The following is a 26,540-nucleotide window of genomic DNA, read 5'->3' as shown; positions in this document are numbered from 1 at the left end:
GTGACACAGTAATAGGTGTAAACATGATAGGCAAATAAACGAATGTCAGTCCATTTTATCTGTGTGGCAACTCATTTTAGTTCATGTCTTGTTCATATCTTGTCTGGCGACTACGTTTGACCTTCTGTTAAGTACCTGTTACGATGATATGCGCATCATAAGAAGTAAGCGTACCGTTTTGATGCGTTAGTGCGTTCTTGTCCCCTCAGCACGCAAGCGAAGTACGTCGTCTCGAGTTGCGTGTAATGATGCGTATAAGCTGAAAATCCTTAGGTACACACAGCGGCACACCTCTGGGTGTCCTGCAGCACTGTTGTGCGACGAATGATATTCGTACTACAGTGTCCTCGTGAGCCAGATTTTCTCCTGCACATTGACGTGATGTGTGTAGGCAAATGCGAATACAAAAGGTCACGCAGTTTCGATAGCTATTTTTTAGATAGATACGGATTCCAGCTATGGAGCATTGGAATGATACAGATACCTTTTCTAAAGGGACCAATCTGTTGCCAGACGGCATCGCGTCAGCGTGGGATGTGTGGAAAGGACACGCCGCCCGTGCGTGGCCTGTGATGATGGCTCTACTTCTGGTGGTATCAACCGCCTGGGGGCAAGAGCTGAACCATGACGCGCCCAGCGATGCGCTCGTGAATGGCGTGTTTCACGTCAAGGTGAGCGAAAGCGCAAAGTCGGGCATCAGCCTATCAAATGAAGGCGATGTTGCGCAGATGGGCATCAGCAGCATCGATCAGCTTAGCGCCCAATTCGGCGCGCAGCGCATAGAGCGCATGTTTCCGACCGATCAGCGCCATGCCGAGCGCCATGCCGAATGGGGGCTCGACCGCTGGTACCGTGTATATCTTGAGCAAGATGAGGAAAGCCTGACACGGGAAGCAGTGAGTGCCTATCACGCCGATGCCAATGTCGAAGTGGCCGATCATGTGTTGGAAAAGAAGCATACCGGCACGCCGGCAGAGCGCAATGAGCGCGTCCGAGCGCTTGTTGAGAGCGTAGAGCAAGGCCAGGCTGACATTCCCAATGACCCCCTTTTTGAGGACCAGTGGCATTTCAACAACACCGGTCAGACCGGTGGAACGCCAGGGGCCGACATCAGCTTGCCCGAAGCTCATGACATCGAAACAGGAAGTCCTGATGTCGTTGTGCAGGTGATCGACTCGGGCATTGAGCTCGATCACCCTGATATGCAGGGCATGCTTTGGGAGAACCCCTGCGAAGAAGAAGATGAGGAAGACACCTGTGGCAACGGGTATGTCGACGACATCTACGGCTACAACTTTGCTGACGACACCGCGAATCCCGAAATTGTAGACCCCGCACAAGAAACAAACTCGCACGGCCTGCATGTGTCGGGCACTGTTGCAGCGCGCAACAACAACGGTGAAGGGGTAGCCAGCGTAGCCGGCGGCGATGGCACAACCGACAGCGGCGTGCGCATCATGACGGGGCTCACATTTGGGGGCAACGTAGGTGGGTTCGCCGAAGCCTTAGTCTATGGTGCTGACAATGGCGCTGTCATTTCAAATAACAGTTGGGGATACACCAGTCCTGGCACGTTCGAGCAGCCTGTGCTCGACGCGATCGACTACTTCGTTGCCGAAGCCGGTGGCCCCGATGCTCCGATCGATGGCGGTATTGTAGTCGTAGCTGCAGGGAACAGTGATTCAGACGACGAATGGTACCCGGGATTCTACGAGCCTGCTTTTGCTGTAGCCGGTACCCAGCATGACGACGACAAGTACTCCGGCTCAAACTTTGGCGACTGGGTTGACATCTCGGCGCCGACCGGCGAGGCATTTGACCACCCCACCATTAGCACCCTGCACACCTCACAAGGCACCTATGGCGGCGATGCATGGGTCGGCACTTCCATGGCGGCACCGCACGTTGCAGGCGCCGCAGCCCTGATCGCCTCGAACCAGCCTGGCTTTACCGCCGAGCAAGTGGAAACGCGGCTCGTGGCTACAGGCGATGAAACGATCGCCGATGAACCTATTGGCCCACGTGTCAATGCATTTGCGGCCTTATCAGCAGAAGAAACACCGCCGGATCCCATCGAGGACCTGACAGTGGTTACTCCGAATAGCGTAACGCCGGGTGCTGTTGTAAACTTGCGGTGGACCGCCACGGGCGAGGCTGAAAGTGAAGGGCGCGCTACATCGTACGATCTGCGCTACAGCACCGACGGTCCGATTGAGACCGAAGAGGACTTTGACAATGCTACGCGAATTGAAGGCCTGCCTGCACCTGAAGAAGCTGGTACAACCGAAAACTTCACCGCTGAAGGGCTGCCGTTTGATGAGGAAGTACACTTCTCAATCAAGGCCATTGATGCGCTGGGCACTGCTTCCGACCTTTCTAATTCGCCATCAGCGAGCACAGGACCTGCCCCTGCGTTGACCCTGACGCCCGATGAAGTAACGGAAACGATCGAGGTGAATGGGACGAAAACCACGACGCTTAACATTGAGAACACGGGCTCGGCTGAAAGCACGCTGGAGTATAGCTTCCCTGGGTTTGCAGCACAGAACGTGCTAAGTCAGCCCGGCGTAGAGCCAAACAACACGTCGAGCGTAGTGGGCTCGCGTTCTTTCAGTAAGGGCGAAGACCCTGACGCAGGAGCTGGGCATCCCGTACTCCTGGGAGCCGGAGGTCCCGATGAATTCGGGTACAGCTGGATTGACAGCAACGAAACCGGCGGGCCGTCCTTCAACTGGACGGATATTACCGATGAGGGCACGTCTGTCTCGCTTGGTGATGATGACGCAGAGACAGTTGATTTGCCATTCAGCTTCGACTTCTATGGAGAGACGAAAGAAGAAGTTACCATTGGCTCGAATGGATATCTGACATTTGGAACCAATGGAACAGACTTCTCAAACGATGAAATCCCAAGTACAGATCAGCCAAACGACTTCATCGCGCCTTTCTGGGATGATCTCGATCCCAGTGGAGGCGGCTCAATCCATTACTTGGCCGATGGGAATCAGTTTATCGTCCAGTATACGGATGTCCCGTTCTTCGGCGGAGATGGATCAAACACGTTTCAAGTTATCCTGCGCTCAAATGGAGGCATCAGATACCAGTACCTGTCAATGACTCCGAGCGAGTCGGCGACCGTGGGTATCGAAGATGCCCTGGGTACTGATGGACTTCAGGTAGCGTTTAACACCAGCTACGTCGAAGATGAGCTTGCCATCGATATTGAGTCCATCCCCGACTTCATTGCAGACGTAAGCCCTGCTTCTGGATCGCTCGGAGGAGGCAGCAATGAAGATGTAACGGTAAGCCTTGATGCGACAGGAGTAGCTCCAGATGAATACGTAAACGAGTTAGCACTTTCCACGAACGATCCGGGTGCCGAAACGACGCTCATCCCGTTTAACATCACAGTGGATGCCGGGCCGCCTGCGATTGCCGCAGACCCGGACGAAATCACGTTCGATCCTGTGATTGAGGGAGACGAGACCGTCTCCGAAGTAGAGGTCCGCAATTCGGGAGGCAACCCACTCGAAATTACCAGCATCACGTCCGACAGTGACGATTTCTCGGTCGATGCTGAAACACCGATCACGATTGGGTTCGACGATGCACCGGTAAGCATTCCGGTCACGTTTGCACCGTCCGCAAGTGGCGAGATCAGCGGGGCTTTGACCATCGAAAGCAACGCGGATAATGAGCCGGAACTGACGGTTCCGCTGAGCGGGGAAGGGCTCATCGCACCTGAGATTGCTGTGGACCCAGACGCCTTTGACGTGACTGTTGATCTGGGCGAAACACTCGAACGCACCCTTGCCGTGAGCAACACAGCCGGTTCGGATGCAGAAGACCTTGAATACGAGGCTGTGTTTACCAGCAACGGCCAGGATGTGGATCCAAGTTCTGTAGCTGCTCCCTTCACTGGCGATGCGTCGTCACAAGTGAGCAAAAGCGCCTTCGGTACATCCGGCAGTGAGCGCTCGACTGGGCAGCAGCCCTTTCAAGCCAGCGATTTCGTCTATCAACTCGATGACGGAAGCTCCGAAGATGCCATTGGGCTTACCGACGGCGGTGATGTAATGTGGATGAACGCCTTCCAGGTTATCGAAGGCGAGGCAACGATTACCACAATTGCATCGGCCTGGGGCGCTGAAGGGCAAGAAGGTGTGCCTGAAGGCCGGCCCGCCGAATTCCTGCTCTACGAGGATCCAAACGATGACGGCGACCCCAGCGATGCGGTCTTGCTTGAGCGTGTTGAGGTAGACGTCCAGGATCCTCATACGGATGAGTTTACCGAGGCCTCAATCTCCCCAACCCCGGTTGAGGGTACCTTCTTCATCGCCACCCTCTATCAAGATCAGCAGGGCGGGCCAAATGCCGAATTCCCTGCTCCACAAGATCAGGATGATTCACAAGGAGCCTCCTGGGTGGTCGGCTCAACAACGCCCAACGCGTTTGATGCTGAGGATCTGACGGCCAACGATGTGCCGCCAGCCAACGTCGATGACGTAGGACTCCCAGGAAACTGGCTGCTCCGCGCCGATGCGGGAGCGCAGATCGTTGCCGTATCGCCAAGCGAAGGGGCAGTTTCCCCTGGATCGAGCGATGACCTGACAGTAACCTTCGACGGTACATCCGCTGATCCGGGCATCTATGAGGGCAACATCAGCCTTTTCAGCAACGACTTTGCGAACAGCCCGCTCGATGTCCCCGTCGAACTCTTCATTGACGCCGGTCCGCCACAGATTGTGCTGGATCCGAGCACGCTGGAGTTTGAAGACCGGCTTGTCGGTGGCACCGGCACACAGACCTTCGAGATCACAAATCTCGGAAGCGACACGCTGGCGGTATCAGGCATCGAATCAGCCAGCGACGACTTCACGGTGACGACGTCATCGGTACCGGAGCTTGCCTATGCAGAAAGTGCCGAGGTAGAGGTTGAGTTTACACCAACCGAAACGGGCGTCCGTGTTGGAACCATCGCGATCGAAAGCAACGCTGAGGACAAGCCCACCGCCGAGGTGGCTGTTGTTGGCGAGGGACTTGCAGCGCCTGAAATCGCTGCGGATCCGGAGGCCTTCGACGTAACCGTTCCGATCGAGGAGACCCTTGAAGAAACGCTCCTCGTAAGCAACGCGGGGGAAGGCGAACTCGAGTATGAGATCGACATTGTGGGTGGAGCGGCAAACCTCGCGCCATCTGCCGTGGCGGCTTCGTTTACAGGCCAACACGCTACACCCTCATCCACCATCGCATCGTCTCTGGAGGCACAGCGTGTGTCCGATGCCGAGCCTGCGCCCTACCAGGCCAGTGATTTCGTCTACCAGTTAGACGACGGAAGCTCTGAAACGGCACTTGGCGCCGGTGGCGGAGACATTATATGGATCAATGCCTTCGAGACAGTAGAGGAGGCAACGACCATTGACGCCATAGGATCAGCATGGGCAAGTGTATCGGAAGAGCGAGATGCAGAGCTCTTCTTGTATAATGACCCCAATAATGACGGTAACCCTGAGGATGCAGTGCTTCTTGAGTCAGTCGAGACAAGCATCCAGGCTCCAGAGACTGATGAGTTTACCACTGAAGAGATTGCCCCCACTGATGTGGAAGGCGTGTTCTTCATAGCTGCAGTCGTTCGCGGATATACGGATGAGGAGTTCCCTGCTCCGCTTGACCAAAGCAGTGGATCTCAGCAGGCTTCCTGGGCTGCATTTGGTGAAAGCATAGACGAAACCGACCTGAGTGGTGCAGCGCTGGTCGATAATCTTGGAGAGGATGGCTTCCCGGGCAACTGGCTCCTGCGTGCCGACGGCTTCTCTGAAGTTGAAGGCGAACCGGGTGTGCGTCCGCTACCGGCAGACGCCGTAACGGTTGAGCCGAACGAAGGCACAGTTACGCCGGGTGGCGAGCAAGAACTGGCCATCACGTTCAATGGAGATGTTGATCCGGGACCGTACACGGGCAGCATCCGGATCCTGAATAACGATCCGCTGCAAAGTGTGCTCGACGTGCCGGTAGACCTGCTCGTAGATGCCGGTCCGCCCGAGGTGGCACTGGATCCGGAATCGCTCACCTTTGATGGTACACTGGTTGGCGCCAGCCGAACGCTGACGTTCGAAATCAGCAACGCCGGCGGTAACCCGCTCATCATCGACAGCGTAACGTCCGATTCTGAGGACTTCATCATCGAAGACGACCTGGAGTTTGATGTGCGCGATGATACGACCGAAGTGAGCGTAGAATTTGCCCCGACGGCCGTTGGAACGCGTTCTGGCGCCATCACACTGCAGACGAACATCGGAGAGGATGAGACGGTGACGCTGCCAGTAGAAGGCGAAGGCTTAGAGCCGCCTGTTCTGGCGCTCAACCCTGAAGTGCTTCAAAGCGTTCAGGCCCCAGACACACAGGAGCAGGTTGAGCTTACCGTTTCCAACGACGGAGAATCTGGAAGTACGATGGAGTACAGCTTCCCCACGTTCGCTGCGCAAAATGTATTAAGCCAGCCGGGGGTGGAGCCAAACAACACTTCCAGTGTGGTGAATGGCACACGCTCCTTTGATAAGGGCGACGCCGATCCGCATGCTGGTCAGGGGCACCCTGTGGAACTTGGCGCAGGCGGACCGGACAACTTCGGCTATCGCTGGATTGACAGCAATGAGTTTGGCGGCCCTTCCTTCGAGTGGGTGGATATCAGTGAAGACGGCGAAGCACTCGACCTTACCGATGACTTCGTCGGTACGCCATCCGTTGAAGTTGATCTGCCGTTCGACTTCCCGTTCTACGGGGAAACGAAGGCAAGCGTCCGTGTGGATAACAACGGATTCCTGTACTTCGACAGTCCGAGCGGAAACTACTTCATCAACCAGGAAATCCCGAACACCGATGATCCAAATGGAATCGTTGCGCCGTTCTGGACGGACCTGAATCCTGATGCGGGCGGTGAGGTCTACACGTACCACGACAGCGAAAATGATCGCTTTATCGTGCAGTACGATGAAATTCCGCCCTTCGCCTTTGGGGAAACAGAAGACTCCTTCACCTTCCAGATCATCCTGACTCCCGAGGGTATGGTTCGCTATCAGTATCTGGATATGGATGGCAACACATCGCTCGGCACAGTTGGGATGGAAGGCCCCGCAGGCGAAGATGGCTTGCAGGTGGCTTTCAACACCAGCTACATCGAGAATAACCTGGCGGTAGATATCGCTTTGGTCCCCGAGTTCATCACCGATGTAGACCCCGTCGCGGGCTCCATCGAAAGCGGTGAAAGCGAACCGGTGCAGGTGACCTTCGACTCTGAAGGGCTCGATGTGGGCGTGTACGGACAGGAAGGGCCCTTCGGGCTTGGCGTGTCTACCAACGACCCACAGGCTACCTTTGGCTTTGTGCCAGCAGTGCTCTCGGTGGTGGGCGAAGATGGCCCAGAGATTGCTAACGCTCCGGCAGACCAACAGCTCACGCTTGGTGGCGAGGCCCTGACGGTTGATATCAACGACGTGTTCAATGACCCGCTTGGCGAAGGACTCGACATTGACATTGAGGCGACCAACCCGGCGGTGATAGACACCGATTTGAGCGACAATACCTTGACGGTGACCCCAACCGGTGCGGGGACCTCGCGCGTAGAGATACGAGCCCGCAACGCCGAAGGAGAAGTGCAAACCAACTTCGTCGTAACGGTTGGGCAGCTCGCGGTGGACGTGAATCGCGACTTCGGCGGCCAGGCTGCTGATGCTACCAACTACCGCCTCGTAGCCTTGCCCGGTTCCATAAGCCTGTCGATGGACGACATTGTCGATGGCGAAGCTGGGCTCGACTGGCAAGCGTTCTGGGATAGCGGAGAAGATGGAATCGTTCAGTTCGACGGGTCAGAAACGTTTACCTTCGAACCCGGACGCGGCTTCTGGCTCACCGGACAAAATGCCTGGGAGCACCAGGGCGAGTATAGTGCCATTGAGCTGGAGCAGCCCGATGGACGCGTTGCAGTTCCGCTGCACGAGGGCTGGAACATCATCTCGAATCCAATGGGCACTGACCTGGAATGGAGTGATGTGGAAGCGCTCAACGAGGGTAGCTTCCAGCCCATCTGGGCATTCAACGGCTCCTTCAGCGAGGAAGAAACGCTCAGCTCTGCTATGAGCGGAGAAGCGTACTACTTCCTGAATGACGGCGGGCTCAATGAGCTGGTTCTGCAACCTGGCGAAGAGCAGCCCGAGCCGCCCTCTACAACAGCGGACGCTGATCCAGAAACCGATCCGCTCATGAGCATGTCGGCTACGCTGGTTGATCGTCCCGAACTGACCTCGACGGTTCAACTCGGGATCACGGAATCGAGCACGACCGCTGCCTCCATTGTGGGGCCGCCCAGTGACTTCGAAGCAGTGAGCTTGCGTATCCAGCCGGACGCTGACCAGGCTCTTGATTCGGAAGAAGACAGGCCGCCCCTGATGCGGAGCCAGCGCACCCTTGACGGCGAAGGCGAAACCTTCGATCTCACGCTGCGCACGCAGTCCGAAGGCCCCGTCGAGATTCGTGTTCGGGATCTCATGGCATCACTCAACGGACGCGAGGCTGCCCTGCTGTATCCGGAGACAGGAACCACGTACGACCTGAAAACCAACGACGTGGTCACTCTTGAGCCTGCCAGTGACGAAGTCACGCTGCGCGTGGCATTGGGCACAAGAGCCTACGTAGACGGCGAGGTCGAAGAGGTCCTGCCGACCGAGATTACGCTCACGGCATACCCGAACCCGGTGCAAAGCCAGGCCACGGTACAGTACACGCTCACTGAGGCTGAAGACGTACGCTTCGAGGTGTACGACATGCTGGGCCGCCGTGTCGCTACGCTGACAAATGAGCGTAAGCAAGCCGGCGTGCACGAGATGCAGTTCGATGCTAACGATCTGGCCAGCGGCGTCTACTTCGGACGCCTGCATGTGGGAGGAGAAACGCTCACGCAGAAGATCACAGTAGTGCGGTAACCCATACTGCTGCCCCGCCCTCCACCGGAAATAGTCCTGGTGGAGGGCATGGGGGTAATTTCTGTTCTGATGTACCTTCCATGCTGATTTAGCCGCTACACCATGCGTACTATAAAAAACGTTCTGACTACTATGACGCGTTCTCTACACTCCGAACGATTCGCACAACTGTTGCTCATTGGATGCCTGGCGCTGGGTATGCTTGTGCAAACAGGCTGCGGTGATGATGGCAATCTTGTTGAGGTTCCTGATCTCCCAACACCCGAAACGCCAGGCACGCCTTCAGGCTTAACAGCCGAGTCAGGAACTGGAGAGATTGGGCTGTCTTGGGAAGAAGTGGAGCCCGTAGATTCTTACGTTGTGTCGTACAGCGTGTATCGGTCTACTTCCCCGATTGGCGATTTGCCCGATGAACCCGTAGAAACAGGGGTTTCAGGGCTCTCTTTTACAGACGGTGAAGTTGATAATGGCACAACCTATTACTACCGCGTGACGGCTACAACGCGAAGCGGAGAAGCGGAAAGTGAAGGCTCGAATGAAGCCGCTGCTACGCCGTTTGCAAGTCCGCCCGAGCGTCCCTAAATACTGTATGGGAAAGCTGATGAGCGCCTCATTAATGAAGCGAGAGGCTCGTTCTCATAGCTGGACCGTCCAGCGATCTTGCTGTAAACTGTGCACAACACGCCTGTCTTTAGCCCCTTCTGGGTTGAGGACAGGCGTGGTGCGTTGGTCATCGTTCGGTTCAGCATCGTCCTGTTGGGAACGCAGCAGGTATCACGAGGATACCAAGCGCGTGTAATTGCTCTGAACGTATTCGCTCTCTACGCATGTGGACGCGCTATCAGTCTGTTCTGACGTTTCTCCTCAAAGGACTCGCGATCTACGGCGTGTGGTACGTCGCGTATGATCTGTATCTGCTTCCCGACGGACGGCTCGACGAGTGGCTCTCGGTAAATGTGGCATACGTTACCGCGTCCATCATCAATACATTCGGATTTGAGGCCGTTGCCGAGTATCGATCCGTGCTCATGGCGGGCGTGCCGGGCGTGCGAATCATAAACGGTTGCAATGGACTCACGACCATCGGGCTGTTCATTGGGTTCGTGGTTGCCTTTCCGGGGTCGTGGAAGCATCGGCTCTGGTTTATCCCAATGGGCATCTTCGCCATCTACGCTGCGAATGTCTTCCGCGTGGTCGTGATGCTGGGCCTCCAACTGTACTGGCCCGCGGCATTCGATCCGATGCATTCGTTTGGGATGACGACCTTCTTCTACGTGGTCGTGTTTGGGCTCTGGATGGCGTGGGCACATCTCAATGAAGAGACCTCCTCTCCCTCTGATAACGACGCCACCTCCTCGCCCTCGTCGGCTCAAACGCCTGCGCTTTCTTCATGAGCACGCTTCGCGCAATTGCTGTTCGCTTGCTGCTGATGGGACTGCTATTTGTGGGGTACTGGACCGCCTGGCGCCCTGCCCGCACAGTGGTGCTGAATCAGGTTGCTGCCCCGGTGCTGCAATGGAGCGCTCCGACCGAGGCGGCGGTACAAGCTCGCGGAGGCCCCGTACGCATCGCTCTACCGGGGGACACGGAAACGTCTGTACCTGCCCCAGCGGGCATTCCTTTTCTGCTTCCGGCTCTATTTCTGATTGCAGCATTTCCGAAGCGCCCCTACTGGGCCTTGTTTTGGGTCGGACACTGCATGTTGTTTGGGCTCGTTGTGGCATCCTGGAGCGCAGCCCTTATGCAGTGGCCGGGTGCAGCCGTGCTTGCTGGATTTTTGCAGACGTATGGCGTGGACTTATACAGCATTGGGGTGCCTGTTGCGCTGTGGGTGCGCCATCGCCAGCGTACGTAGGCGCTACCACGGCTACCCCTCTGCTTCTCTTAGGACTTGCTTCCCTTGAGTCCGGACAAGCTGCGCTCGGAGAGCAAGTTTACATCATACGTGCGGATACGACCGCGGTCTGCTGTGAACCGCTGTTGCGCGGCCTGAATGGTGCGGTGCATCAATTCGTCGAATGGAATGCCGCTCGGCTCCCATAGATAGAAGGAGAATGAGCCTGGAATCGTGTTAATCTCGTTGAAGTACACCGTGCCTGTGGTACGGTCCATCATAAAGTCGATGCGTGCAATGCCCGCACACTCGAACAACTGAAAAATCTGTACCGCCATCTCCTGAATCGAAGCGGCAGTAGCGTCGTCCAGCTCGGCAGGGATGATGCGGTCGAGTGCAGCCATGCCCTCGGGACCGCCCGTTTTGGATCCGCCCGTGTTGCTATCGGATTCGCGCATGTACTTGTCCTGGAACGAAAGCACATCCTCTTCTGCCGATGGAACGGGCTCTTCCAAGACACTGGGCGTAGCGTCGGTCGGTGTGCCCAGCACCGAGCAATTGATTTCGCGCAGGTCCGACACGGCCTCTTCCACAATGACCTTGCTGTCGTATCGGAAGGCGTCTTCGATGGCTGCGTTGAGTTCGGCGCGCGTGTCGGCACGGGCAATGCCAATTGAGGAGCCGCACCGGGTGGGCTTTACAATGAGCGGCAGCCCCAGCGTGTCGATGCAGCGCGTAAGCTGCTCCTCTTCGTGGTGGGCCCACGTGCCGTCGCGCAGCACCACAAAGTCAACAACCGGAATATCCGCCTGCTGACACAACTGCTTCGACAGCCCTTTATCCATACCGATGGCTGAGCCCAGCACGCCACTTCCGGTGTAGGGCACGCCCATGGTTTCGCACAGCCCCTGCATGCTGCCATCCTCGCCCGGCCCGCCATGCAGCCCCAGCAGCATCACGTCAATGTCGTGACGCAGCGGTGCGTGGCGCATCCGTTGCCAGCGCGATTCAGGAGGCACCTCCACCACGCGGAGCGTTCCGTATCCCCCTGGATGCAGCGCTACGGGTGTAGCCTGTTCGCGGAGCCTATCCATGTCGCGATAGGTATCCACCTCCAGCAGGGCATCGCCCGTGTACCAGGTGCCGTCTTTCGCGACGTAGAGCGGCACAGGCCGGTAGCGCTCACGGTCGAGAGCCGCAGCGGCTTGGAGTGCCGAAATAATCGATACCTCATGCTCAGGGGCCACGCCGCCCAGCACAACGCCAACCGTACACAACGAAGAGTCCACAACACTACGTAGTTGATTCAACACAGAGCGAAGAACAGGCGCCGGTCGCCTTGAGAGCAGCATACCAGCAACGCCAGAGCGGGTTTGCCTGCTGCGCATATGGTTTTGCGGGAAAAGAGGAGGGAGCGTGCCTGGGCCCTTCGTTGATTGCGTGTCAAACGAGATCAGGGATGGCACGCGCAGTTGTGCTCGACGCCTTTAGTCAGTATGTTGCACATTCATCGTTTGCGTTCCAACCCGACACTCCTGTGCGGATTGCTGTTCTGTCCGACATTCATGCTAACCTGCACGCGCTGCAAGCGGCCTTTCGCATTATAGACAAGGCGGATGTGGAAGCCATCTACTGCTTGGGCGATATTGTCGGCTATAACGCCGATCCGGGTCCGTGTGTGGATCTGGTGCAGGAACGGTGTACCCACGTTGTGCAAGGCAACCACGACCGCGTTGTAGCCACGGGCGAAGGACTTGCCGACCTGCCGGCTGATGCGCAGCAAGCTGCAATCTATCACCGATCGGTGCTTACTGATGCGCAGCGAGCCTTTCTCCGAGATCTGCCGCTCATAGATACGGTGGGCCGATGCACCTTGGTGCACGCCTCTCCAGATGTCCCTGCATCTTGGAAACGGCTATCTGCATACGGCGACATCCGAGCGCAGTTTGAACACTTCGACACGCCGTTCTGCTTTACCGGACACACGCACATTCCCGCTGTCATTGCGGACGCGCTGGGCGTGTTTGAGGTGCGTACTGGACACCGCTATCTGATCAACGTAGGCAGTGTCGGCCAGCCGCGCGACCATACGGCCAAAGGGAGTCTGGTGCTGTTCGATACCGAAGCACGCATTCACCGCTGCGTGCGCTTTGCATACGACGTGGACGGGGCCGCCTCCCGGATTCAAGCCGAAGGCTTACCGCGCCGGCTTGCACAACGATTACATAATGGCCAGTAGCCGAGAGGCGTAGGGTTTCAATGGCCACGGCTGCGGGTCGCAAGGCTGATCTTTTAAAGGCAACTGCCGTACACATTGCGAAAAACTATTGTACGTACTTCAGTCCTATGAAGCGACTCAACTTTACGCTCGACGAGGAAGCCGTCGCGCTGCTGAACGAGCTGGCACGTACCTACTACGGTGGCAATAAGTCGCGCACGGTACGGGCGGCATTGGAGAGCTTAGCGACACATACTGGACACGACGGATGGGTGATTGCGGGATATACACCTGTGCAGCTTGATCATGCGGCCGCATGCCACACCTGCGGCACCTTCTATGCCGAAGGCGACATTCTCCTGCGTCCAGTGTTTGAACGCGGTGCCAGTCCGCAAGCCCTAACGTCGATTCCTGCCGAAGAGTGGCTCGACTGCCCGCAGTGTGCTGAAGACCGCGCCGTGTAATTCTCTGATACGTACGTCCTCCGCTCCTCATACACCATGCCGCACATGCCTGGCGCATCTCTGGGTTGTCTGACTGTAAGCTCCGACAGGCCGTTTGCTCAGCGGCTGGCACATGCATTGGATAGCCCGTGCACTGAAGCGATCCTTACGCATTTTCCAGATGGCGAAATGGATGTGCAATGGCCGCCGGGAAGCATCCCCCAAACCGCTGTGTTAGCGGTTTCGCTGGCGGCCACCGAATCGACAAGCTTGCACGACCGGCTCATGCAGGTCATATTTGGGCTGCACCAGCTAAAGACAGCAGGCGTTACACGTTGCATTGGAGTGATGCCGTATCTGGGCTATGCCCGCAGCGACACCAAGACGACCCCTACGGATCTGTTGGGGCTGCGCGTAGTGGCGCAGCATCTGCACCAGGCCGGATTATCGGGGGTCCTCACGGTAGATGTGCATACGCCTGCTGCGCTTCACAACGCGTTTCCGGGGCCCACCTGGTCGGTGAACCCGGTGCCTGCTATGGCAGCGGATTTGCGCAGCCACCTGCCACCAGAGGCCCCCCTCGCGGTGTGCGCGCCCGACGTAGGGGCATGGAAGCGAGCCCAGGCATGGGCCAAGGCGCTCGCGACGCCAGAGCGCGAGTCCATCGAACTGGCTATGGTGCACAAGCAGCGGATCCGACCCGATAAGGTGACGCAAGATGCGTTTACCGGTCGCGTAGAGGGCCGCACGGTTATCGTGGTCGATGATATGATTAGCACAGGCGGCACCATGGCACAGGCTGTGCGCACGTGCTACGAGCACGGAGCCCATGCCGTGTGGGCCGCAGCTACGCATGGCTTGCTGGTCGATCCGGCGCCGGTGCGGCTGGCCGAGGTGGGAATCAAAGGGGTATTGGTGGCTAACACCATCCCCGAAGACCGGGTTGCCGATACGCCCCTTGCAGAACGCCTCCATGTCGTTGATGTGGCTCCCACGTGTGCTGAACAACTCGACGCCGTGCTGCCGACAGGCGTGCTCTAAGTCCGCACAGGGTTAAATGAAAGATCACATCGCAGAAAATTCAGGTCGGAACCGAGGTCTGAAGCGGATGTTACGATACACTGCACATATCCAATGGGGCTATAGCTCAGTTGGTAGAGCGCTGCAATCGCACTGCAGAGGTCAGCGGTTCGAATCCGCTTAGCTCCACTGCCCCCGCCCCCGACGTGGCCACACTGGCCAGGCCGGGGGTTTTTTTATGGGCTGTTTGCATGTTACAGGCATATCTTCGTATACCATACACCTGTCCCCCTCTCAACTGTGTCCCCCACGACACCACACCATGCATGCATTCAATGCCCCGTCAATACAATGGACACAAATACAGAGGTAGACAGGCACAGCGGTATCAGAGGGCTGATCCCGTTCTTCGTTCTCATTGTTAGTCTTGGAAGCAGTCTACAGCCCGCACAGGCCCAGCTCAATGCTGAATTGGGCATCAAGGCCGGGCGCACATTCACGACCGTGTCGGGAGCGGAGCTCTGGAGCGATCCCAACCGTCGTACAGGCTGGATGCTTGCAGGCACCGCCCGTATACCGCTGTCGGACCATTTCATGATCGAATTCAGCACAGCCTATGTGCAGAAGGGCGCCCGCGAACGGCAGTCCATCCCCAACGGATCGACCACCGTTACCATGAAGATGAACTATATAGAGTTTCCGCTAATGGTAGGCACACGATGGCCTATTGGGGATGGGATCGCCGGACGCGTGCTTGCGGGACCTGCGGTCGGATTCAACATGAGCGCCAAGCGAACAGCAGACCAACCATCTCCAGAAGCGCCCTCGTTGCGCGACCAGATACGTCGCACAGAGATCAGTGCTGTGGTGGGAGCAGGGCTCGACATCAACATCAATTACCAGACGATCACGGTCGATGCTCGCTACCACCGAGGGCTCACCGAACTTATGAAAGAGCCCGCAGGCGATTCGCTTCAGAATCGGGGGATGAGTGTGGCCCTGGGAGTCCAGTTTTAGGTGTAGGCGCAGACCGCCTTGAATCGTACGCCCCGTTCTTTTCAGAAAGCGTCTTTTTGCGTTTCGTGCTGGAGCGGGGTTGACAGTAAGGAGGATCCCTGGTATACTAAATATGTCGTGAATATGCAAAAATGTTGAAGTCGCGTTTCGTTAAACCCTCTAAATCATCTCTAAACAATACAGGGGGCCTCAGTGCACTGGTTGTTTTAGAGAGGGCAGCATCATGCTATGAGCATTGAGCATATAGACACGGAACAGTGGACGCGTGCGATGGAGCTGTTGGACCTTGTTCTACAGCGACCATGTGAGGAGCGAGCATCGTTTCTCAACGAGGTATGCAACGACCCGGACTTGCGCGCCGAAGTGGAGGCGATGCTCCGTGCCAGTGAGCAGACTATAGATTTTCTGGATCAAGGAGGTGCAGCAGCCACGCGTTCATTACTGGGCGACGAGACGCTGTCTAATGTAGTCTTGCCCCATGAGGATAAAGCTGATTCGTATGTGGGGCCGTACCGGCTTATTGAACGCATCGGCACGGGGGGCATGAGTGTCGTGTATCGCGCCGAACGAGCCGATGGGCACTACAAACAACATGTGGCAATTAAGCTATTGCCACGCTATTTCGAGACGGATCATCGCGTGGCGCGCTTTCAGGCCGAGCGCCAGATCCTTGCGCGGCTGAATCATCCCAACATTGCACGTCTGCTCGATGGCGGCCTCACAGAGGCGGGGCATCCGTACTTGGTCATGGAGTATGTAGACGGGGTGCCGCTTACCGACTACTGCGCGGCGCATGAATGCTCGCTGAAAGGCCGCTTGAAGCTCCTGCGCACCGTCTGCGAAGCTTTGCAGCATGCGCATCAGAACCTGGTGGTGCACCGCGACCTCAAACCCGACAACATCCTGGTTACAGAGTCAGGCACGGTAAAACTGCTTGATTTTGGCATTGCCAAGCTCATCCATCCTACTCCCCACGACACATCGCAGGCCCTGACGCGCACAGGCGAGTGCCCTATGACGCCCGCCTACGCGGCTCCTGAGCAGATTAAGGGCGGCACCATTACCACTGCGACCGACATCTACCAGCTGGGTGTGTTGGCGTATCACATACTCACAGGTACGCACCCGTTTCGTAATTCCGATACGTCGGTTCAAGAAGCCATTCTTGACACAGCACCTCCACCGCCCTCCTCGGCAGTCCGGTCGGCATCTGAACCGCCTACGTGGACAGACGACCCGGGTACATCCCTGACAACGGACCTGGACACCGTGGTGCTGAAGGCATTGCGCAGGGAGCCAACGCGCCGCTACCGGTCGGCGCAGGAGTTTGCTGCCGATTTAACCCGCTACCTGAACGACCATCCGGTGCAGGCCCGGCCCGTAACGTGGTGGTACCGCATGCGTAAGTTCGTGCAGCGCAACCGGTCCGCCGTTATGGCGGCGGCAGGGGGGGTGCTCCTGTTTGTAGGATTGAGCCTCTTTCATGTGCATCGTCTTTCTACCGAGCGCACGACAGCAGAGCGTCATGCCGAAACGGCAGAGGCCGTCACATCATTCATGGTTGATCTCATCGAAATGGGCGATCCGGCGGAAGCGCGGGGCGGAGCCATCACGCCGCGCGACCTGCTAAACCATGGTCTGGCACGCGTGGAGCATATCGACGGACAGCCCGAAGTGGAAGCACAGGTGCGGCTGGCGCTGGGCCGCGTGTATCGGCGGGTGGGCGAATACGACGATGCGCGTCCGCTCATTGAGCGCGCGCTCGAACTGCAAAGCCGCCACCTGCCGCTCAATCATCCAGAGCGGGCCGAGGGGTTGAAACAGAAAGGTGCGCTACTGGCTGCAAACGACGACTTTGAGGAGGCCGAAGCCGCCTTGCGCCAGTCGCTGGGCATCTGGAATCAGTTAGGCGACGCACGGCTGCTCGACCGAGCCCGCACCCAGCATCGGCTGGCCTATGTGTTGCGGCGCCAGGGGGAGTATGACCAGGCCCTGGCGCTCCATCGCGACAACGTTCAGCTGCGCCGAACCGCGCTGGGGCCGAATCACCCCGAAACGCTGGAGAGCGTAAAGCGTGCCGGCCTCACTTTGCATAACTTGGGGGACTATGCCGCTGCCGAAGAGCGGTACCGGCAGGCTATTCGTGGACAACGCGCTGCGCTGGAGACCCCGCATCCGCAGTTGGCGATGAGCCTGAGCAGTCTGGGGGCGCTCTACATGAACCAGGGCCGCTTTCAAGCAGCCAAGGAGCTGCTGGATGAGGCGTTGCAGATGCGTCGCGAAATCTATGGTACCGAACACGAAACGGTCGCCCTCACCCTAAATAACTTGGCTATGGCTGTGCGAGATCAGGGCGATTTTCAGGAGGCCGACTCGCTCTTTCAGAAAACGCTATCGGTGCGCCGGGCCTTGCATGAGAATCCGCATACTGGTACGGCTATGACGCTGCGTGAAATGGGTATGCTTTACTTGTACACGAATCGGGTACCTGAGGCACGAACAGCGTTTCAGGAGGCGCTTCGCATCTTTAAAACTACGCTGGACTCCGACCACTCGTTTGTGGTGCGTACCCAAATCGATCTTGGATACGCACGCAGTACACTCCGTGATGAGGCTGTTAGCCAGTCTCGTATTGACGATGCTTTTCAGACGGTGCAGGACATCCACCCCGACTCGTCGTTAGAGCGGGGGCTGGCCAATGTGCACTACGGGGCGCTGATTGCCCAACAACAAGAAGGAGCAGCACAGAGCGACTCGTTGCTCCAGGCGGGTACAACCATTCTCGCATCGCTGGACGGCAGCGACTCGTTGTATACGCCCAGTCAGCGTTTGCAGTACGCGCGCGATGTGCAGCGTACAACGCCGCGCATAGCACAGACACACTCCCAGCCGTAGTACACAGCGCCAGGCACCGCTCCGAAGCGGTCTGTAAGCGCGTTGTGGAATCGCCTCTTCGTGAGGCGCATCTGCTGTACCGTGTCGATGCCCTTGTTTGCTGTCTAACCGCCATGCCTACACTTGCTGTCGACGACATTGCGCTGCACTACACCGACACCGAGCGCGATGCACCACCGCTGGTATTCATTCATGGCCTGGGGTCGAGCGGACGCGACTGGGCGCCGCAGGTTGAGGCCCTTGCATCCGACTTTCGCGTGCTGACGTGCGACCTGCGCGGGCATGGTCACACCAGCACGCCCGAAGGGCCGTACAGCATTGCGCAGATGGCTCGCGATGTGGCCGTCTGGCTGCGCAAAATCGACGCCTCGCCTGCCCATCTGGTGGGCCTGTCGATGGGCGGTATGATTACGTACGAACTGCTTGTCCACACGCCCGAGGTGGTGCGGAGTGGCACAATCATAAACAGCGTGCCTGGCGTGCAACTCAACGGCCTTGGCGATTACGCCTTCTACTGGTCGCGGCGCGGGGCTGTACAGGCGCTCGGCATGCGCCGGGTGGGGCGCCTCTTGGCGCGTAAGCTGTTCATCAAGTCCGACCAGCAGGAGCTGCGTAGGCAGTTCATCGAGCGATGGGCCGAAAACAACAAGGAGGCGTATCTGGCTTCGATCGATGGACTCGTGGGGTGGAGCGTGGAAAACCAGTTGCCCACCATCCAGCATCCGGTGCTGGTGGTCACCGCAGACGACGACTACACCCCTGCATCCGCCAAACAACAACATGTGCGCGCCATGCCGAATGCCCAGCTTGCCGTTGTTGCGGATGCGCGGCACGCCCTCCCCGTTGAGCGTCCTGATGCGGTGAACGCGTTGCTACGTGCGTTCATAGAGCGTGTGGAGCGAGAACAGAGTATGGCGTAGTCCCAGTACCTACTGCGGTAGCTCAGGGCGTTGCCTGCGGAACGGAGGGGCCGATATAGATTCCAGAAAGGCCTCCAGCGCGCTGAGTTCGTCGTCGGTCAGGTCCAGTTCCTCAAGTAGCGGCGACGTTTCAGGGAAATGCGGCTCGTCTTTTACGGCGTCGTTGGGGCGCGGGCGGACCATGCCGTTGTTGTACATCACCAGCACGCCCGAAAGTTCATCTACCATGCCGTTGTGCATCCACGGACCGGTGTGGGCTACGTCGCGCAGACTGGGCGTGCGGAAGCGGCCCATGTCGTCGGGGTTGCCCGTCACGTCGTAGCGGCCGAGGTCTTCGATTGAGCGCCCATAGAAGTGTAGACCCAGATTGTGGAACTTCTCGTCGGTGAAGCGGGGACCGTGGTGGCAGCTCATGCAACTGCCTTTGGTACGGAAGAGGTGCAGCCCGTGCAGTGCCTCATCCGAGAGCGCGTCGGAACGCCCGTTCAAAAAGCGGTCGAAGTCGCTCGTGCGCGATTTGATAGTGCGCTGAAACTGCGCCAGTGCCCGGGTGATGCGCTCGATAGTAACCGTCGCATCGCCAAAACTCTCAGCAAAGAGCGGGGCATAGCCCTCGATGGCTTCGAGCTTGGCAGGCAGAGCCTCCAGATCCATGTTCATCTCGGTCGGGTCTTCGATGGGATGCACGGCGTGCTCCTCAAGCGTGCTGGCGCGCCCATCCCAGAGCAGTGTTTCCATGGCCCAGATGTTCGCCAGTGACGGCACATTGCGACGGCCCTCCTGATGGTCATGCCCAATGCCCACCGAGCGCGCGTTGCCCCACGACCACTCCGGATCATGACACGACGCGCACGAGATCTGATCCGACGACGACAGGCGCGGATCGAAGAACAGCGTTTTGCCCAGTTCCACAACGGCGTCCAGGCTGTCTATGCCGCGCACAGGTGGGTCGGGCAGCGGGCCCAGCGGCTCCCAGTCAATGGAGTCGGCGACCTCCGGAGCGGGCCAGTCCGCCGGGTCGGCGCTGTACTGTGTGCGCAATGCATCGTAATCGGGGTGGGGCGAGGAGGCCTCGTCATCCAGCACGCCCGACCCAATCACAAGCAGCAGAAGCAGCGGGGTCAGCGAAAGACCGATGGTTAACGCACGATGCATTACGAATCCGAAAACGTGAGACGGAAGAACGCCTGGTAGCGGGTGCCCTCGGGCCGGTGCTGCACCGTTTGAGCCGCCGGAGGATCTGGAACAACGGTGGGCACATCGACCCGCGCTCCGATCTGCACACCAGCGCGCACATTCTGCACCGTGCGCTCCAGTTTCAACGCTACTGTGCTGTAGGCCAGATCGGTTGTGCGGTAGAGGTACTCTGGATACACGACCCACTCAGTGAACACGTTGGCGCGGTCGGGGCCGACGTTGATTGCCGACTGCGGGTGGTAGCGGTATCCGCCACGTGCGCCTACCGTGTAGGTGAGCCAGGGTCCGCTAAACGTGGCATAGGTGCCCAGGTCGGCTTCTACGCGCTGCATGTCGTATCGATGCGAGGCGTTACGATCCTCCTTCTGCATCCACTCAAATCTTGCACCGCCCTCTACCTGAAGCCACGTGCCCACGATGCCGTGCCGGTATCGGACCTGCTGATCCAGATGCTGAAAGAAGTAGTTGCTCCCGCCGAACAGCTGGTTCGTGTCGTAGCCATCGTGGTAGGTCGTGCGCACGAATAGTTGCTGTGGACGCGCGGAGCCGGGACGGTCCGCAAACAGCCGATTTTCAACGGTGCGGTGCGTGTACGTGCCAATGCGATCTTCGGTGCGCTGCCCGCCGGAGGTGCCCACACGGTCGAACTCCATGGCGGCGTGGGTATACGTGAGCTCGTTATTGAGGCGCCATGCATCGCGCTCGATGAAGTAACTTCCGCCCACGGCGTAGCGCGACACCGGACGCTCGTAGCGAAATCGTTGCTGCCGCCGGTAGCTGCCCCAGCCCGCCACAGTGAAGATGTTATAGCGCCGTGCACCGAAGCTATCGTTCGATTCGTCGTAGTTGCGCACCGAGGCATCTTCGGTTGCGTTGCCCCAGCCTGCATAGGCCGAGAGCAGCTGCGAATTAGTCAGGTGGATGCCAAGCTGGCCTTCTACGAACAGGTCGTAGTAGCGGATGATGGGGCGCGGATCGTTGTACCGGGCATGCTGTTCGAGCGCATAATCAGCGCCGAGGCCCAACACAATGCGCTCGGCACCGGGAAGCGGACGTGCGGCATTGAAGCGCACATGATAACGGTCGTTGTCCCAGTCGCCGGGTTCGATATTCGCGAAGTAGTACGGCACATCGGCCACGGTGCGAGAGAGCTTCCAGCCCAGCGACTGCTCCAACTCCTTGCGATAGGCAAAGGCCCCCTCCACGTGCAGCCCTCGAAACCGCGTGGCGCCGTGCGACTGAAACTGGATGCCGTGGCGTGTGGCAGGCATCTGCGCGGAGCGGAACGCCCCCGTACGCCGCGATCCGCCCAGCGTGGTGCGTCCGCGCGTTGTATCCAGCAGATACGGACGCAGCGGTAGCGTGGCCAGGCGGTCGAAGACAGCATCCGGCGCGCTTTGCAGGAGGCGGTGGGGGCCCGTGGTGGACTGTGCCTGACCCAAGGTCGGGCCAAGCACAGCCCACCCGGCCAGCACAAGCCAGATGCCACATGTGCAGAAGAAATAACGCATCAGTTCTGTGGGGCATCGATGCGCGGCTCGGCGCGGTCCAGCGAGGTGAAGTCGTCGCTGGAGTTATTGGTGTCTTGCAGCACCGTGCGATCGCCAAGCTGCCGCCCTTCTTTGCGGATAATCGAGTTGGACGAGAAGCGCCCGCCAGGCACAAAGGCAAAGCCAGCGTCAAGGGCGTCCTGCAGGTCCGGCGGGACCTGGTCGTTGGGCGCAGGCTGTACCTGCACCGCGTCGATCACCAGATCGGTGGGCACCTGAATGTAGGTGGTCGTGTTGTCACGAATTTCGCGGCTGATGGGCGAGGGGTAGCGCGGCAGTTCATCGGCCGGTGTGTCGGAACGGAACATGGCATACCCGGCGCGGCCACTCGTATCCATAATGAGATCGGTACCGAAGATATAGTACGGAATCATGTTGGGCACGCTTGGGTTGTCGAGATCCGACGCGAGGGGGCGATCGAGTTCGTCGCCAAGGTACACCTCAAAGTCGGCATCGCTCAGGTCCACAGTGAGCGATGGATCCTCCACCTCAATGACGTCGCCGTCGTTGCCTTCAAAGGGGGCCTTGTGGTTGACGGCGGTCTGGGCGATGACCACGCTCTCGCCCGGCTCCAGCGGATACTCTTGGCCGCTGCCCGGAATCTGGTAGAGCCAGCGCGTGTAGATGTAATCTTCGTTTGCGTCGATGGTAGACGGCATGCCAATGGACTGATTCCAGTCGAACTGGCCATTCGGCTGTACGAATTCATCGCGGTCCGGGTTGTTATTCCCGTAGGCACTCATGATGTAGAGTCCGTCGAGGTATTCTGTCTCACTGGAGTTGTTGTGGATCTCGATGAACTGGTCGCGGAAGAGCGCGCCCTCCAGCGGGTCCGACCCGGCGTAGTAGACTTGCTTAAAGACGAGGTTGCCAAACGAGCCGGCCGTCAGCTCAAGGGCGGGCAGCTCTACCCCTTCGGCAATCTGCACGGTGCGCTGCGAGGCATTGAACGAGACCTCGTCGCTCTCGGGCAAGGTGCCAAAGCGGTCTTGAAACTCGCTGGAAGTGTACGTTAGGGAAGCCTCAACGTCGTAACTGCCTGCAGGCAGATCCTGGAAAGAGATCAGCCCGTTGTCGTTGACGGTGTCGTCGTACGATTCTTGTGATTCGACATTGATGAGGGTGACTTCGGCGCCCGTGGCAGGTTCGCCGCCGTATTCCTGGCTGAAGCGCACCTCCAGTTCAACATCGACCGGCTCCACGCCCGTGGGCGAGTCGCAAGCCGCAAGCAGCAGACTGCTGCATACCAGAAGCACGAAAGCAGAGCACGAAAATGGTAAACGGTTGGTCATGTCAGAATGCGGAGAGAAACAGAATAACAAAAAACTATGTGCGGATACGCCGGCTACAGCGTGAGCGCAAGGCTCATCCCAAAATAGGGCGGTTCGTTGAGCGTGCGTACGGATTGGCCATCGGGGCTTGTCGCCTCGGGCCGGATGTTCAAAAAGTTGTTGGCAAAGAAGGAGAGGCGCGCGGCGTCGCCCAGTTCTTTGCTCAGGTTCAGGTGAACGTTGAAGTACACAAAGCGTGGGTCGCGGCTGAACGAGCCCTCCACCGGATCGCGGTCGAGCACGTCGAAGCGCGGGTCGGTCTGCTCTTCCGGGGCAATCTCGGCCCGCTCCAGGTCGCCGTTGATGTAAGCGAGCGGGCGGTTGCTGCTGCCCAGGCGCTGCGTGTAATTGTAGAGAAAGGCTTCCGACTTCAGATTCAGGATAAAGCCCAGTTCTGAAAAGTGGTGGGTCGACGTAACCAGCGCGTTGATGCGTCCGCTGCGCCGCTCGCTGGGCGGGTAGATGCCGTACAAGATGTCGTCGGAAGGCTGTACCTCACCGCGCCGCGTCAGGTCGATGTTTTCGGAGTTGTCGAAGTAGTAGCTGTTGTAGAACGCCACACTAAAGTTGAGCGTGGTCTGTATAGCTTCGATGCGCGGGGTATTGCCGGTCAGTTCTACGCCCCAATTGCTCGTGCGCAGCGAGTTGGTCACGAAGCCCTGCGTGGTGAGCACGCGGTCGGTGCCCGTTTCGGCGACCTGCGGGCTGCCGTCCTCGTTGAAGCCCGTGACTTCATACTCGGGCAGTTCCAGGATGTCGGGCTCTACGCGGGTTGAGAAGCCGTCTTTGGTGGTGTTGTAGAACAGCGTGGCGTTGATGGTGAAGCCCTTGTGGTTGTATGCAGCACCAATTTCGCGGCGATACGACGTCGTAGGTCCCAGTTCCTGGGTCAGATTGGTGCGGGTGCGCGTATAGACCTGGTACACGCTCTCTCGCAGACTGCCAGTGTAGTAGTTGAGCAGCGGGTAGTCCTGGTAATCCGTGCCAGGATACAGATGGATGAGGCCGGGGGCCTTCACCTGAATGCCGTACCCGCCGTTTAGCGAAATCGTCTCGGACACATCGTAACGCATGTTGAGGCGCGGCGAATAGCTGGCCCGCTGATTCTGCACATCAGTGCGCAAGCCAATCGAGGCCCGCAGCGTACGTCCCCACAACGGCCCTTCGACCGCATTTTCGACGTAGCCGCCCGCCTGCCAGAGCTGCGGCTCCATCTCCTCGTACGACTCGGGGCGCTCGGCTCCGCTTCCGCCCGAAAACGTGAGCGGACGCAGCGGATTCAGCACACGTCCTTCGCCGTAGTTGGCCTCCAGGCTGGAGGTCGCGCCGTACGTCACCGTGTGCGCCCATTCGCCATACGCGAACGAGCGGTCGATGTCGAGCCGCAGGTTCACCGAGAGCGGCTGCCCGCGAATCTCGCGCGTCGTGCGGTAATTCGCCGGATGATACGTGCCGGTGTGTGCGCCCTCTTCTTTGGATCCGGTGACTGGCTGAACGCCGGGATTCACAAACCGGTCTTGGTGAGATACGCTGGATCCTGCTGTAATTCCGGCGTTCACTGTGATGCGATCGAAAAGTGGCGTATCCTGACTAATGCGGAGCCGGTTTGATGCCGAGAAGCGGCGATTCCGGTAGTACACTCGCTTTGCGGTACCCAAATCCGGATCCACCTGAAAGTCGTCGAGCGTGGTGCGATACGACACGCGCATGGTGTTCTGAATGCGATTACGCGTGCCAAAGTAGCCCGTCCACAAAAGCGACCCGCCGATCCGGTTGTACGACTTGATGCGGTCGCGTGGGTCGGCATTGCTGTAGAGGTAGTCGGCGCTCACGTTAAGAGCATGGCTGTTGGAAAGCCGAAATCCCCTGTCGGCGGATACATTGGTGTTGCCGCCGGTGTGGCGCAGGTTCAGGTTCAAGGGCGACCGTCCGGCTACGGTCTCCACGTGGATGGCCCCTTCGGTAATATCGCCATACTTGGCCGAAGAGACGCCCTGCACGACCTCCACCTCTTCGATATTGCCCACTGGAATCTCACGCAGGTCGAACCCACCGCCGGGCGTTTCCCCCTCGTCGTAGGTATTCTCATTGAAGCGGTTCGTACCACCGAGCGCCTCAAACCCACGTCCTGTTGCGCCCGACCCCGCACTGCTCGAAATCGGGTTCAGGCCCTGCATATTGGCATTGTTGTTCAGCGGCTGGTCGTTCACGTAGATGCCAATGCCGAACGCGTTGTTGCGGCTGAACGGCTCGTCGGCTCCTGCTTCGGCGGCGAACTGCGATCGAAAGTTGATCGTCTGCGCGCTCTGCAGCGGTGCGTTCTGCACGCGTTGGCCTGGAATAAGCTGAAGCAACTCGCCCAGGCTGCTCGCCTGTGACTGCTCAATGGCCTCGCGTCCGATTCGGTATGTGGAGTTGGAGGCCCGGTTGCCGCCTCGTTCTGCTGTTACTGTAACCTCGGACATGTAGAGATCCCGAGGTTGCATGACGACATGCTCAGTAACGCGTGTGCTGTCGTCTGGAAACGACACGATGCGCGTTTCCGACCGCATGCCCACGTAACGCACGTTTATCTCGACAGTGCGGTCGGCAGGCAGCCCGTCCAGTTCTATCTGGTACTGCCCGTTTTCATCCGTGACGGCGTAAGCATCCAGCGCCTGTACGTGCAGCGTAGCTTGAATCAGGGGCTGCTCGTTTGTGTCTGTCACGTGGCCTTCAATGACAAACGGCTGTGCCGCACTCTCAAAAGGGCCCAGCGCAGCGGCTACGCTGGCTGTGCAAAACAGCATTAACACGTGAATCCGAAAAGAGCGCATACCGCTCTGGGGCGTTCGTAGAAGTTTGCAGGCCGCGTGGGTTTGCAGGACGCCACATATATTTTACCTGTGACTATTTAGACCTAATCAAAATAAGGTAAGATTGCAAGTCTACCCCTGTTCAGGATCGGTTAAAAAGGGTGAAACGACAAAGGAGCCGTCGCCTACAGTACACGACAAAAGTCATACGACTCTTCATAGGGGCATGTCCCCCCCAAAAGGATGGGTTCAGATGAATGGTTTCCCCTCCATCCTACCCTTCCTCCCCGGGGAGGAAGGGTAGGATGGAGGGGAAACCATTCATCTGAACCCATCCTTTTG

General features: G+C 58.4%; 15 protein-coding genes and 1 tRNA gene. 11 read left to right on the top strand and 5 right to left on the bottom strand.

From position 1 onward, the window contains the following. Positions 1–458 precede the first annotated feature (458 nt). The 4 genes from R6U20_RS02165 (at position 459) to R6U20_RS02150 (ending at position 10,833) form a co-directional block, all read left to right on the top strand. A complete protein-coding gene (locus R6U20_RS02165; protein WP_410336232.1) occupies positions 459–8,978 on the top strand; it encodes a choice-of-anchor D domain-containing protein in 8,520 nt (2,839 codons plus the stop codon). A 132-nt stretch (positions 8,979–9,110) separates the two neighbouring features. After that, on the top strand, positions 9,111–9,560 hold the full coding sequence (locus tag R6U20_RS02160) for a hypothetical protein (protein WP_410336231.1): 450 nt from the start codon (positions 9,111–9,113) through the stop codon (positions 9,558–9,560). Between the two features lie 245 nt (positions 9,561–9,805). Next, entirely contained in the window at positions 9,806–10,372 is a 567-nt protein-coding gene (gene xrtX, locus R6U20_RS02155) for an exosortase X (protein ID WP_410336230.1), read from the top strand. Next, complete coding sequence (locus R6U20_RS02150; protein WP_410336229.1) at positions 10,369–10,833, top strand: hypothetical protein; 465 nt, start codon at positions 10,369–10,371, stop codon at positions 10,831–10,833. The genes xrtX and R6U20_RS02150 overlap by 4 nt, the downstream gene beginning before the upstream one ends. Positions 10,834–10,862: 29 nt before the next feature. Here R6U20_RS02150 and R6U20_RS02145 read toward each other — a convergent pair whose 3' ends face one another. Beyond that, positions 10,863–12,101, bottom strand: coding sequence for a D-alanine--D-alanine ligase family protein (locus tag R6U20_RS02145; RefSeq protein ID WP_410336228.1), 1,239 nt, complete (start codon positions 12,099–12,101; stop codon positions 10,863–10,865). Between the two features lie 170 nt (positions 12,102–12,271). Here R6U20_RS02145 and R6U20_RS02140 point away from each other — a divergent pair, with 170 nt between their 5' ends. The 7 genes from R6U20_RS02140 to R6U20_RS02110 all read left to right on the top strand — a co-directional run bounded on the left by R6U20_RS02140 (position 12,272) and on the right by R6U20_RS02110 (position 19,325). Then, positions 12,272–13,051: a metallophosphoesterase family protein gene (locus R6U20_RS02140; protein ID WP_410336227.1), complete on the top strand. Its 780-nt coding sequence runs from the start codon at positions 12,272–12,274 to the stop codon at positions 13,049–13,051. Between the two features lie 107 nt (positions 13,052–13,158). Then, on the top strand, positions 13,159–13,494 hold the full coding sequence (locus R6U20_RS02135) for a hypothetical protein (RefSeq protein ID WP_410336226.1): 336 nt from the start codon (positions 13,159–13,161) through the stop codon (positions 13,492–13,494). Positions 13,495–13,530: 36 nt separating this feature from the next. Next, positions 13,531–14,514, top strand: a complete 984-nt coding sequence (locus tag R6U20_RS02130) for a ribose-phosphate diphosphokinase (protein ID WP_410336225.1) — start codon at positions 13,531–13,533, stop codon at positions 14,512–14,514. A 95-nt stretch (positions 14,515–14,609) separates the two neighbouring features. After that, positions 14,610–14,682: transfer RNA gene (locus tag R6U20_RS02125), tRNA-Ala, on the top strand. Positions 14,683–14,844: 162 nt separating this feature from the next. Next, positions 14,845–15,510, top strand: coding sequence for a porin family protein (locus R6U20_RS02120; RefSeq protein WP_410336224.1), 666 nt, complete (start codon positions 14,845–14,847; stop codon positions 15,508–15,510). A 228-nt stretch (positions 15,511–15,738) separates the two neighbouring features. Then, entirely contained in the window at positions 15,739–18,405 is a 2,667-nt protein-coding gene (locus tag R6U20_RS02115; protein WP_410336223.1) for a tetratricopeptide repeat protein, read from the top strand. A gap of 113 nt (positions 18,406–18,518) precedes the next feature. Further along, positions 18,519–19,325 carry an alpha/beta fold hydrolase gene (locus tag R6U20_RS02110; RefSeq protein ID WP_410336222.1) on the top strand — a complete coding sequence of 269 codons (807 nt, stop codon included), beginning with the start codon at positions 18,519–18,521 and terminating at the stop codon, positions 19,323–19,325. A gap of 9 nt (positions 19,326–19,334) precedes the next feature. Here the strand turns inward: R6U20_RS02110 and R6U20_RS02105 are convergent, their stop codons facing one another. From R6U20_RS02105 to R6U20_RS02090, 4 genes are read right to left on the bottom strand one after another with little or no spacing between them, the layout of a single operon-like run. Beyond that, a complete protein-coding gene (locus tag R6U20_RS02105) occupies positions 19,335–20,480 on the bottom strand; it encodes a cytochrome-c peroxidase (RefSeq protein WP_410336221.1) in 1,146 nt (381 codons plus the stop codon). After that, a complete protein-coding gene (locus R6U20_RS02100; RefSeq protein WP_410336220.1) occupies positions 20,480–22,033 on the bottom strand; it encodes a DUF6850 family outer membrane beta-barrel protein in 1,554 nt (517 codons plus the stop codon). The genes R6U20_RS02105 and R6U20_RS02100 overlap by 1 nt, the downstream gene beginning before the upstream one ends. Next, positions 22,033–23,364, bottom strand: coding sequence for a DUF4876 domain-containing protein (locus R6U20_RS02095; RefSeq protein WP_410336219.1), 1,332 nt, complete (start codon positions 23,362–23,364; stop codon positions 22,033–22,035). Before R6U20_RS02095 ends, R6U20_RS02100 begins: the two co-directional genes overlap by 1 nt. A gap of 53 nt (positions 23,365–23,417) precedes the next feature. Beyond that, a complete protein-coding gene (locus R6U20_RS02090; RefSeq protein ID WP_410336218.1) occupies positions 23,418–26,219 on the bottom strand; it encodes a TonB-dependent receptor domain-containing protein in 2,802 nt (933 codons plus the stop codon). Positions 26,220–26,540: the final 321 nt, after the last annotated feature.

Origin of the sequence: Longimonas sp. (assembly GCF_046498435.1) — a bacterium.
GTDB lineage: Bacteria > Bacteroidota > Rhodothermia > Rhodothermales > Salinibacteraceae > Longimonas.
The sequence above is the reverse complement of the archived record's forward strand: the minus strand, read 5'-3'. Positions and strand labels throughout refer to the sequence as shown.